Here is a 9133-nt window from a genome sequence, read left to right on the forward strand (position 1 = left end):
AGTTTATATTACTATACCTTGGGGTTCTGGTGGCTATGCTTTTTTTTTGCTGGTAACTATAAACAAGATTAATCATTTATTCGCGTAATACATACGCGAACACTTCTTTTTTGTCCAAAGTCCAATTATCATGACACATCGAACCTACACACAGCAAGCTCTTCGACGCTACACCCTCCCGCGCCTCAAAACAATCGCTGCCGAATTTGGCGTAACACCCACCGGAGACAAGAGAGGTAGTGAAACCTGGATAAACGCAATCATTGCTCACCAGTCCACCCACCCTGAGCAATTCATCACCCCTGCAAACGTACCACTAACACCCGTCGAAATCAGTTTTTACGACCACGAATATTACGCTGGGGATAAGTTGATCGCCGCAATCCATTACGACGACGACCTGACGCGACCTTGGGTAGTGATGGTGAACAACAAGGAAGTCCACCGTGCTTCCACGAACATACTTTGTCACCATTACATCTGCTCACATTACAAAGATGGTTCTTTACCAGCCCAGGAACAAAACGCTACAGACACGAATAGCACGACTGGTAACGCAATCAAGGCGGAGATATTCAACGAGTGCGAGAAATACGGCTTTAAAATCCTCCACGATGGGATTTACAACAACGACGTGAAGCTGGGGGAAGTCGGATGCACCGATGGCTCTTGGTGGGTAGTGGGTGCAGCAGAGCAGGAGCGCGTCGCCTGTCAGTCTGCCCTTGTTGCTGTTTGGCGGTTAGCAGTGGCACAAACCCCACGCCATACAGAATTGTTAAATCGCCGATTTGAGATGTTAACCCCGATGGACGGCAGTAGTTACGGGAGTATAAACGAGTTTTTGAACTAATGGCGGCGTAATTCTGGCACACAAGGCGATCGCTGCGACGCGGAATAGTCCGTCGCTGCGATGCCTAGGTTGGGCTACTCGGCGTCGCCAGCACATTCTCACAGTTATCCCGCTTTGTTTATACCGTTGCAGCCAACGATACACTGTTGATTCATCTCTTCCCAAGCGTTGTGCAAGTTCCTGTCTGGTTGCGATCGCACTTACCTTAATCCAGTAGAGCATCTGTAACCTTTCTTTGGTTGTTGCTGTTAGTGCATGGCGCAATCGGTGTTGTAGTTCTTCTTGGCTCTCAGATACTTCTACTTGGAAGCTATTTCCCATACCCCTATACCCTGTTTCTGCTTCTACTAATTTAGTGCATCTTCATGGAGAACTGGTATTACTACTTTGATTCAAGTAAAATCAGAGCGCCAAGTATTCACGCATCACATGATTGAAGTCACAACAGAGACTCGTTATTACATTTCCTCTTTAAGTGAAACTGCGGAGGCATTCGCCTCACGGATCAGAGGATACTGGGGTGTTGAAAATAAAGTTCATTATGTTCGAGACGTTACTCAGGGTGAAGATGCCTCTAGAATTCGCACCACTCCCCTTCCTCAAATTTTTGCGTAGGCGTAGCCCGCCGCAGGCATCGCTCGAAATTTTGCCATCAATTTATTCCGTGACAATATGTTTGAAAATATGGCACAAGCTCAACGGCTATGTTCCTTTGGATTAGACACACTCCAGCAACTTTTTAGAATGAAATAGCCCTGGGAGTTTCATGAGGTTGAAATCCAAAAACGGGGGGGGTATGTTAGCAGAGGTGCGATCGCGCTTTTTTAGGGGCGAACAGCGAGAATTCTGAGATTCTTGAGGTTCGGTTCCGGAAACGGGGGGGTAGAAGGGTAGGGAGGTGCGATCGCGTTTTTTGGGGAAGTGTTAGATGGTCATATACTGAATAGAGGGTTGTTTGCTGCCTATTTAGTGCCGGAATTTTGATACAGTTATGTTAAGAAGGGTGAAAAATCGTTTATAATAGAGGAGAATGCCTATCATTGATTAAAACCAGGATAAAGCTTTAACTTTTACCATCAACAAGGAGGATAAGACAATGACAGAAACGCTTACTATGTCTTCCCTCTACGATAAACTCTCCAAACTAGGCTTAAACCAAGATTATGTAAGAAATAATGGTTTACCGAGTTGGTGGAATGATGAACTCAACAATAAATCATACGGTGTGCTAGAAGGGGCTGGTTATATCGCTGATAACCTTAACCTTGACTTAAAATCTTTGTTAGTAGCAGAAGAAGAAATTAAATTTAATTCTCCACCTCATACCAAGTTTAAGCAGCATAATAGCCAAAATAAGGATCACCCTTATGTTGCTCAGGCTTTAGTCAGTCGAGTAGTTGACTTAATTGCGTATGGTACAGAGGTTAATTTTAAACCTCTACCTGTCAATGTTAATGAAATTAGAACAGAGATTTTAAAAAATCATACAACAATTAATTTAATATCCTTACTTGAGTATTGTTGGAGTAAAGGAATTGCCGTTGCTCATTTTTCTCATTTTCCTGAAAACACTAAAAAGTTTGCAGGCTTAATTCAATGGCAATTTTCTCGTCCTATAATTATTCTCACTTCAAAACAGAAATATTCTGCTAGATTAGCTTTTGATTTGGCACATGAATTAGGTCATTTAGCGTTAGGGCACTTAAAAGAAGGTATTTTAATTGATGAAAAAATTGAATCTGATAGCAATGATAATGAAGAAGACGAAGCAAATAAATTTGCGACTCAGTTGCTATTAGGTGACTGTGATAACTGTTTAGGAGATAAGCAATTTCATAATAACGATCATTTACTAAAACACGCTAGGAACAAAGCTATAGAAAATCCTTCTGTTGAAGTTGATTCAATTGTACTCAATAACGCTTGGCATAACAACAATTGGGGCTTCGCTCAGAAAGCTCTAGACAAAATAGGCTTTACAGTTGATGCTCAACAGACTATTAATGAATATTTAGCTGATAGATTAGACTGGGACAAGTTTAATGATGAAAACTATCAGTATTTAGAGAAAGTTTTAGGAGTTTAAATTTTGTCAGGGTCATTTTATTGTTTAGATAATGATATTATTCTTAAACTGGCTACTTGTGACTTATTTGATGAAACCCTGACAACATTTGATATTGATGCAACTCAAATACAAATACTCGATAGTTTTAAATATAAGTTTGCTCTTGATAGGCAAATAAAACGTAATAGAGGGAATCAAGCAAATAACGATTATACCCAATATAATGTTAAGAAAGCATTAGAAATTACTGAAAAATTTGCAACTCTTTCAGAGCAAAATTTGGATATTGATAAAAATATTTATTTAAAATTGATAAATTACAGCAAAACAAGCAATGATAAAAAAGATAAAATTGATATAGGAGAAGCAATTTTAATTAATCATATTTGCTATCTTAATCAAAATGGTTATACTGATAGTTATTTATTAACCCAAGATAAATGCTGTTTAAGGGGTTTAATAAAGGCTGGTTTTACTGATATTATTGAAAATCTTGATGGTAGAATATGGTGTTTAGAACAGTTGATTTTAAAGTATATTGAAGAATTTGGTTTTAATATAATACAGCCTAAAATTTACCCTGTTCGAGATTGTGATAAGAATATAAAAATGATATTCGGTTATAGTATCGAAGCATCAGAAAACGTAGTAAAAGAAAATTTGGAAACAGAGATTAAAGTATTAAGACAAGAGACTGGTAACTTACTTTATCCTTATCCCAGGGCAAACGCATCTAATTTTATTTGACAAATAACCAATTACATATATTGTAATTTACAGATGTATTTGGCAATTTATTAAAATGTAAAGTTGTGTATTTACTGCAATATCTTCATGAGAAAATTGTTTTAGACAACCTAAAACTACCATTTATAGCTAAATTTTCGACGTGAGAGAAAACTTAGATGGCTGCGATAACTTGAAGTAGGTAATTGTTATCTAAACCTGCGCGATATCTTTTCATCGCAACACTTCCACGCACCGTTTTATCTTTATCTAAAAGATTCAAAAATAAACGCCGTAGAACCGAAAAATTAAGAGGGGCATTATCTTTACGGATACGACTAGCATCTTCATGGAATGTCATGTCCAGTACCCAATGCACAGAATTTTCTATACAAATTGTTGCTTTAGAAAAGTTACTATTAATACCAGAAGACCAGCGTTATTCCACATTAGGGGGATGGATTCAGCAACACCAATTCTAGAAGCCCTCGATTTTTTACGCTCTATAGAGGGTTTTACACCCCACCTTCCGCACCCTAACTGTCACACATCAACAAAAAGTGGCGTGAGTAGTACATAGAAACTAGGACAGAAGTAAGAAAAAGTAGGGTTAATGAGAATAACTAGTATTAAGCCGGGAATTGGAAGAGAAAGTGAAGTTTTGTAATGAGGGTATAAGAAAGATAAAACTTCAGATTTAAAAAAATTAATTGATAACAAAAACAGAAATGATTTAATAACAACAGAAGTTGTGGAGGATTCTGTTGTGAAATTGAAAGTTCATAAGTATTTGCTGGGAATCAAAGTGCATACTTTACAGGTCACATACTTACTCAAAGAGATTTGGGATGTTTCTTGCTCCATGAATTACTCTGACAATTTCTATCCCTTCTTCAATGAGTCGATAAAATATTAAATAATTGCTTACCGGGAAACTGCGGACAAGAGGCGCAATATCTATACGTTCTCTGCCCATCCTAGGATTAGCAAGTAGTTCATCAAATTTACCTGTAATTTTATCAATCAAGGCATCTGCTGCATCTTCGTTGTTTTGAGAGATGTACGACCAGATATCAATCAGGTCGGCCTTTGCTTCATCACTAACTCGTAGCTGCTTCATTCCTTAGTGCAAGGTTCTGAATTCTTTTGCCGCCGCCGTCCAGTTGCCCTAATTTCGTCAGCCAGTTCATTTGCAGAAGTATAAGTAGTAAATTCTCCCCGCGATATTTGATCTATTCCTACTTGAATCTCATGGCGCAACTCCTCAAGTCTGAGTTTGCGTATGTCTTCACGTTCCTTGAGCAGCCGCAGCCCTTCGCGGATCACCTCACTCTGCGATTGATAAAGTCCACTGACGATGAGTTCTGCGACGAACTTATCAAATGTATCACCCAGATGTACGTTCATAAGCAATCACTTTAAACTGTTTTCTCTAGAGCTATGCTGCCAATCCTAACAAGAATTGTCAATTTTTGTTAGTCCAACTGGAAAAGCAGATACACCAATACCTACAGCATCATCAGCACATTCGCTTTTTCCCGCAATCTGTCGCGCCAGCAGAAGTTTGCTTCGTTAACTGACCCGTGGCGCAGTTCGTGTATGGCTTGGTGTACTCTGGTGTGGGCATTCGTTGTAAGAGCGATCGCTGGGGGTAAAAATGTAGTTCTGTCATACTGACAAAATTTCTTATAAGCGATCGCCGATCAGCTTGGCATACTTGAAACTAAACTTCTTGTAACTCTTGGGATACTTCAATTTCTGGCATTGGCTCTAGTGGAGTAGTTACTGGAGAGTACCGACAATAACAAATAACCACAGCCTCAAAATCATGATTGGGAATATCGCTGGCATATTCTTCAACCCTAGCTACTTCCCAATCTCCAATTCTGCTGTGAGTACTTGCATCAGGAAACTGTTTATCAGCAAACTTTGAAACTCGGTGATATTCCCTTAGCCTGTATCCTGGCTCAGGCAACGGCGAATTAGAAGAATCGTAGTGTTCAGCAAGTATGCTCGTAAATGCTTCAGTGTGGGACAACCGCCTTTCCTCCCAGCCGGATGCTGACATTGATTCAGCTTTAAAAATAATGTACTTGCCCATCGCTTATTTCTCCTGCTCGTGGGTGGGAAATTTGGTTTCACCTTCAAATATACAGTCAACTTTTAGGGTTTTGTCTCCAGTTGGTTCTATCCGTAATAGCTTCCAACCATACTTTTTCTCCATATTATGGCACTTCTCTGGATCTGTTGCCGCGTGCCGCGACTCTGGTTTTTCTTGTTTACTCATTAAATCCTTCTCTCAAGGGAAATAACAGCAATAAAGGGTGAATTTAGTTAGTAGTAAAGGCATTCATGCCGACCTCCTCTCGAACGGCAACACTATTCCACCCGCTTGATCTATTGATTGGTTGCGAGAGTGTTTGTTAATCTTCGGCACTTCCTCGCTTTCAAATATTTGGCTATCCGTCATCGCTTCAAAGCATGGCTCATCGTCAGGAAGCCAAACCAAAAATTCTCCTGGCTGAACTCTATAGGTAGCGCAAATTTTATCTAATACACTGCCTGTAGGTATATAGCCTGGATCATTGCATAGACGATAAGCGGTATCTCTGCCAAGCTTTGTGTCTTGCCAGAACTTATATCGGCTAATGCCTTTCTCTTCGATAAATTTTTTGATTCGGTTTTGCACTGCCATACCTCCATATTCTCACACTACATACTATATCTTAAAAATGCGAATACGCATATTGACACTATTGCTTAAAAATGCGAATATATAGATATAACAAAAGGCGATGCCCACAGCCTACGAAACTTTGGAAGCGATCGCCTTTTATTCCCAAAATAGGAAACTTTATCATGACACATCGAACCTACACACAGCAAGCCCTTCGACGCTACAACCTCCCTCGCCTGAAAACAATCGCTGCCGAATTAGGCGTAACACCCACCGGAGACAAGAGAGGTGCCGAAACCTGGATCAACGCAATCATCGCTCACCAGTCCACCCACCCTGACCAATTCGTCACCCCTGCGGACGTATCACTGACACCCATTGAAATCTCCTTTTACGACCACGAATATTACGCCGGGGATAAGTTGATCGCTGCAATCACTTATGATAACGACCTAACGCGACCTTGGGTAGTGATGGTGAACAACAAGGAAGTCCACCGTGCTTCCACGAACATACTTTGTCACCATTACATTTGCTCACATTACAAAGACGGCACACTACCAGTACAAGAGCAAAACGCTACAGACACAAATGGTAGTACTGAGAACGAAATCATGTGCCAAATTTTCAACGAGTGCCAGAAGTACGGGTTTGAAATAGTGGGCGATGGAATAAATGGAATAATCTACAACAACGAGGTGAAACTGGGCGAAGTGGGATGCACCCTAGGCGGCTGGTGGGTGACACGCGCAGCCAATACCGAACGAGTCGCTTGTCAGTCTGCGCTGCAAGCAGTGTGGTTATTAGCGGTCACACAAACCCAATTGTTGAACCGCCCATTTGAGATGTTAACCCCGATGAATAGCAGTATTTACGGGAGTATAAACGAGTTTTTGAACTAATGGCGGCGTAATTCTGGCACACAAGGCGATTGCTCGACAGACACGACCAACAGCGATGCCTACGGCGGGCTACGCCTACGCCAGCACATTCTCAACAATCATAAATCAATGCAACCAACAATCACGATACCCAAACACTGGGAATATCCCCGCTTTGCTTTGGAACAGCGCACAAAACAATTCGCAGTTCGCAATTCGCAATTCGCAATTATCTTTAACTGCGAATTGCGAATTGCGAATTGGTAATTGTTTTGGTTGGCGCTATGTGCTAATGTCTCGGAAAAATTCTGACGAACTATTTCACTTTGAAGAGAATCAAATTCAAACGCTCTCTCCGCAGGAATTAGTCTCACAAATCACCGCAGAGATTGAGTTTTATCAGTACCAAACAGCAATTTTTCAACAACAGTTAAGTGCAAACAATGCTTGAAGAAGTAAACAGCAACTTTGACCGGAGAGCGAATCACCTGCTGCGTTTGATTCAACTTTGCGGTGGTTGTGTTCCTCTGCACTCTCTGCAATTCCAAGTCTCCAATTCAGTCATTCAAACCCTGCTGGATAGAGAACTGGTGCAAGTACAAAATACTGGATGCGGTTTTCTATTGGAGATAGCCGAAGATTTTTAATCACAAAGGAGAAAATCATGAAACTTTACGCGAAAACCATTCCACAGACTTTACCCGATTGGGCAACTATCGCCACACAGAGCGCAGGTTTATTTGAGGTTGAAATCAACGATGAACATCCTGATTTTCTTTTCTCTCTTGAAGAGTTAGAAACGGAGATTGAACCAGGAACCATCGGGGTAAAAACCAGAGATTTATGTTCACGGCTCGGCTTTGAAATGTCTAACTCCAATCTCTGCCAGTTAGTTGAAATTGCCCAAAATCTGATATCTCTTATTGCTACGCACCCAGAGTACGAGCAACTGCTCTCCTTGGGATATAGCCCTGATTTAAACATTGCTGATGCCACCACCGCCCTAACTTATCTGGAATGGGAGTTAGAGCAGAATCAGGAACATTCTGTGTAGTACAAAAGCGTTCATCTAAAGCAATGGCATTCCTTTAGATGAACGCACGGAAGTTCTTCTCCCGCTACAGAATTCCCATTATTGCACACGTCACCCTAACACAATCAATAAAACACAAACATGGAAACTATCACAATCAACAACAGCGTTTTTCTCATCCCTCCAAGTCAACCAAAACTGCAAGCCAACTGCGCTAAAGAATACGGGCAATTCTTACTTGACTGTCCTCCCAAGCTAACAATTTTAGAGGCACAAGCCGGAGGATATCTCAAAGGTAACAAAGCTGACTTTGCGATCGCTATTTCTCGCCCAGACCGCACCATGACTATCAACGAAAACTTTACCAACGAACCATTCACTGAGCTTTGGGTGATTCCGGTTGGTGGCGAACTCAAAGACCAGTTCAAAGGCCCCGCTTCCATGCTGCTTTGTTTCTTGATGCACCGCCGCAGTAAAGACTCATTCGCTAATTTGTACAACCACTTTGCCCATCGTGCCTTCCAGCAATGGTGTGAAGAGGGGATGCCGGGAGATCCGAAAGAGTTTTGTTATGGCGCGATCGCTAGCGTACTGAAAAACTACATCTTTTGTGCAGAGTTCCAAAAAGTGGAAGGGGCGCTGGGAACATACTGGTTCATCCAATGGAGCTATCGCAATCCCCAATCTGATTTTGAAAGGGACGCACTCTTAGCGGCAGAAATGATTCGCTCTGGTGCAGAAAGTGGGGCAACACTGCACTGGGTGACAAATGAGACTTACGAGCGCTGGGCATCGAATGCTGTCACTGCACCAGCATTGCCCCCAGTTTCGGAAGGTGAAGCTAGGGCATCTCTACAACAACAGATAAGCCAAGTTTTACCACAAGGTAAGAAGCGGT

Annotated in this window: 18 protein-coding genes; 10 read left to right on the plus strand and 8 right to left on the minus strand. The window is 41.4% G+C overall.

What is annotated here, in order from left to right; translation table 11 throughout:
- The first annotated feature begins 130 nt into the window (after positions 1 to 130).
- The gene (locus tag LC605_RS28860) at positions 131 to 850 is read left to right on the plus strand and encodes a hypothetical protein (protein ID WP_229550877.1); all 720 of its coding nucleotides are present in this window, start codon (positions 131 to 133) and stop codon (positions 848 to 850) included.
- On the opposite strand, the gene LC605_RS28865 is transcribed toward LC605_RS28860, so the two are convergent.
- Positions 797 to 1171: a helix-turn-helix domain-containing protein gene (locus tag LC605_RS28865; RefSeq protein ID WP_229550878.1), complete on the minus strand. Its 375-nt coding sequence runs from the start codon at positions 1169 to 1171 to the stop codon at positions 797 to 799. The two genes, LC605_RS28860 and LC605_RS28865, sit on opposite strands and share 54 nt — an antisense overlap.
- 66 nt (positions 1172 to 1237) lie before the next feature.
- Between LC605_RS28865 and LC605_RS28870 the strand changes: the two genes are divergently transcribed.
- The 3 genes from LC605_RS28870 to LC605_RS28880 all read left to right on the plus strand — a co-directional run bounded on the left by LC605_RS28870 (position 1238) and on the right by LC605_RS28880 (position 3665).
- Positions 1238 to 1465 carry a hypothetical protein gene (locus LC605_RS28870; RefSeq protein ID WP_229550879.1) on the plus strand — a complete coding sequence of 76 codons (228 nt, stop codon included), beginning with the start codon at positions 1238 to 1240 and terminating at the stop codon, positions 1463 to 1465.
- A 481-nt stretch (positions 1466 to 1946) separates the two neighbouring features.
- Positions 1947 to 2936 (plus strand): ImmA/IrrE family metallo-endopeptidase, encoded by a 990-nt coding sequence (locus LC605_RS28875; RefSeq protein WP_229550880.1) that lies wholly within the window; start codon positions 1947 to 1949, stop codon positions 2934 to 2936.
- Between the two features lie 3 nt (positions 2937 to 2939).
- Positions 2940 to 3665 (plus strand): hypothetical protein, encoded by a 726-nt coding sequence (locus LC605_RS28880; protein ID WP_229550881.1) that lies wholly within the window; start codon positions 2940 to 2942, stop codon positions 3663 to 3665.
- 154 nt (positions 3666 to 3819) lie between these two features.
- On the opposite strand, the gene LC605_RS28885 is transcribed toward LC605_RS28880, so the two are convergent.
- On the minus strand, positions 3820 to 4005 hold the full coding sequence (locus tag LC605_RS28885) for a hypothetical protein (RefSeq protein WP_229550882.1): 186 nt from the start codon (positions 4003 to 4005) through the stop codon (positions 3820 to 3822).
- Here LC605_RS28885 and LC605_RS33185 point away from each other — a divergent pair.
- On the plus strand, positions 4004 to 4126 hold the full coding sequence (locus tag LC605_RS33185; RefSeq protein WP_267868700.1) for a hypothetical protein: 123 nt from the start codon (positions 4004 to 4006) through the stop codon (positions 4124 to 4126). The genes LC605_RS28885 and LC605_RS33185 overlap by 2 nt on opposite strands.
- A gap of 347 nt (positions 4127 to 4473) precedes the next feature.
- Here the strand turns inward: LC605_RS33185 and LC605_RS28890 are convergent, their stop codons facing one another.
- The 6 genes from LC605_RS28890 to LC605_RS28915 all read right to left on the minus strand — a co-directional run bounded on the left by LC605_RS28890 (position 4474) and on the right by LC605_RS28915 (position 6339).
- Positions 4474 to 4764, minus strand: coding sequence for a type II toxin-antitoxin system RelE/ParE family toxin (locus tag LC605_RS28890; protein WP_229550883.1), 291 nt, complete (start codon positions 4762 to 4764; stop codon positions 4474 to 4476).
- Positions 4761 to 5051 (minus strand): type II toxin-antitoxin system ParD family antitoxin, encoded by a 291-nt coding sequence (locus tag LC605_RS28895; RefSeq protein WP_229550884.1) that lies wholly within the window; start codon positions 5049 to 5051, stop codon positions 4761 to 4763. The genes LC605_RS28890 and LC605_RS28895 overlap by 4 nt, the downstream gene beginning before the upstream one ends.
- A 112-nt stretch (positions 5052 to 5163) precedes the next feature.
- Positions 5164 to 5316, minus strand: coding sequence for a hypothetical protein (locus tag LC605_RS28900; protein WP_229550885.1), 153 nt, complete (start codon positions 5314 to 5316; stop codon positions 5164 to 5166).
- 51 nt (positions 5317 to 5367) lie between these two features.
- Entirely contained in the window at positions 5368 to 5745 is a 378-nt protein-coding gene (locus LC605_RS28905) for a hypothetical protein (RefSeq protein WP_229550886.1), read from the minus strand.
- Between the two features lie 3 nt (positions 5746 to 5748).
- Positions 5749 to 5931: a hypothetical protein gene (locus tag LC605_RS28910; protein WP_229550887.1), complete on the minus strand. Its 183-nt coding sequence runs from the start codon at positions 5929 to 5931 to the stop codon at positions 5749 to 5751.
- 63 nt (positions 5932 to 5994) lie between these two features.
- Positions 5995 to 6339: a helix-turn-helix transcriptional regulator gene (locus LC605_RS28915; RefSeq protein ID WP_229550888.1), complete on the minus strand. Its 345-nt coding sequence runs from the start codon at positions 6337 to 6339 to the stop codon at positions 5995 to 5997.
- 164 nt (positions 6340 to 6503) lie between these two features.
- On the opposite strand from LC605_RS28915, the gene LC605_RS28920 reads away from it, so the two are divergent.
- The 5 genes from LC605_RS28920 to LC605_RS28940 form a co-directional block, all read left to right on the plus strand.
- Positions 6504 to 7223, plus strand: coding sequence for a hypothetical protein (locus tag LC605_RS28920; RefSeq protein ID WP_229550889.1), 720 nt, complete (start codon positions 6504 to 6506; stop codon positions 7221 to 7223).
- Positions 7224 to 7494: 271 nt separating this feature from the next.
- Entirely contained in the window at positions 7495 to 7653 is a 159-nt protein-coding gene (locus LC605_RS28925) for a hypothetical protein (RefSeq protein ID WP_229550890.1), read from the plus strand.
- Positions 7646 to 7849, plus strand: coding sequence for a hypothetical protein (locus tag LC605_RS28930; protein WP_229550891.1), 204 nt, complete (start codon positions 7646 to 7648; stop codon positions 7847 to 7849). Before LC605_RS28925 ends, LC605_RS28930 begins: the two co-directional genes overlap by 8 nt.
- Before the next feature lie 17 nt (positions 7850 to 7866).
- Positions 7867 to 8256: a hypothetical protein gene (locus LC605_RS28935; protein ID WP_229550892.1), complete on the plus strand. Its 390-nt coding sequence runs from the start codon at positions 7867 to 7869 to the stop codon at positions 8254 to 8256.
- A 120-nt stretch (positions 8257 to 8376) separates the two neighbouring features.
- The coding region (locus tag LC605_RS28940) for a hypothetical protein (protein ID WP_229550893.1) at positions 8377 to 9133 on the plus strand (757 nt) is incomplete at its 3' end.

This window comes from Nostoc sp. CHAB 5836, assembly GCF_020829445.1.
In the GTDB taxonomy this organism is placed as follows: domain Bacteria; phylum Cyanobacteriota; class Cyanobacteriia; order Cyanobacteriales; family Nostocaceae; genus Nostoc.

What these genes read in the sequence shown, in the direction of transcription:
- LC605_RS28910 (WP_229550887.1), bottom strand. Translation starts at nt 5,931, where the DNA reads ATGAGTAAACAAGAAAAACCAGAGTCGCGGCACGCGGCAACAGATCCA.
- LC605_RS28885 (WP_229550882.1), bottom strand. Translation starts at nt 4,005, where the DNA reads ATGACATTCCATGAAGATGCTAGTCGTATCCGTAAAGATAATGCCCCT.
- LC605_RS28875 (WP_229550880.1), top strand. Translation starts at nt 1,947, where the DNA reads ATGACAGAAACGCTTACTATGTCTTCCCTCTACGATAAACTCTCCAAA.
- LC605_RS28865 (WP_229550878.1), bottom strand. Translation starts at nt 1,171, where the DNA reads ATGGGAAATAGCTTCCAAGTAGAAGTATCTGAGAGCCAAGAAGAACTA.
- LC605_RS28925 (WP_229550890.1), top strand. Translation starts at nt 7,495, where the DNA reads ATGTCTCGGAAAAATTCTGACGAACTATTTCACTTTGAAGAGAATCAA.
- LC605_RS28935 (WP_229550892.1), top strand. Translation starts at nt 7,867, where the DNA reads ATGAAACTTTACGCGAAAACCATTCCACAGACTTTACCCGATTGGGCA.
- LC605_RS33185 (WP_267868700.1), top strand. Translation starts at nt 4,004, where the DNA reads ATGTCCAGTACCCAATGCACAGAATTTTCTATACAAATTGTTGCTTTA.
- LC605_RS28905 (WP_229550886.1), bottom strand. Translation starts at nt 5,745, where the DNA reads ATGGGCAAGTACATTATTTTTAAAGCTGAATCAATGTCAGCATCCGGC.
- LC605_RS28900 (WP_229550885.1), bottom strand. Translation starts at nt 5,316, where the DNA reads ATGACAGAACTACATTTTTACCCCCAGCGATCGCTCTTACAACGAATG.
- LC605_RS28890 (WP_229550883.1), bottom strand. Translation starts at nt 4,764, where the DNA reads ATGAAGCAGCTACGAGTTAGTGATGAAGCAAAGGCCGACCTGATTGAT.
- LC605_RS28930 (WP_229550891.1), top strand. Translation starts at nt 7,646, where the DNA reads ATGCTTGAAGAAGTAAACAGCAACTTTGACCGGAGAGCGAATCACCTG.
- LC605_RS28915 (WP_229550888.1), bottom strand. Translation starts at nt 6,339, where the DNA reads ATGGCAGTGCAAAACCGAATCAAAAAATTTATCGAAGAGAAAGGCATT.
- LC605_RS28895 (WP_229550884.1), bottom strand. Translation starts at nt 5,051, where the DNA reads ATGAACGTACATCTGGGTGATACATTTGATAAGTTCGTCGCAGAACTC.
- LC605_RS28920 (WP_229550889.1), top strand. Translation starts at nt 6,504, where the DNA reads ATGACACATCGAACCTACACACAGCAAGCCCTTCGACGCTACAACCTC.
- LC605_RS28860 (WP_229550877.1), top strand. Translation starts at nt 131, where the DNA reads ATGACACATCGAACCTACACACAGCAAGCTCTTCGACGCTACACCCTC.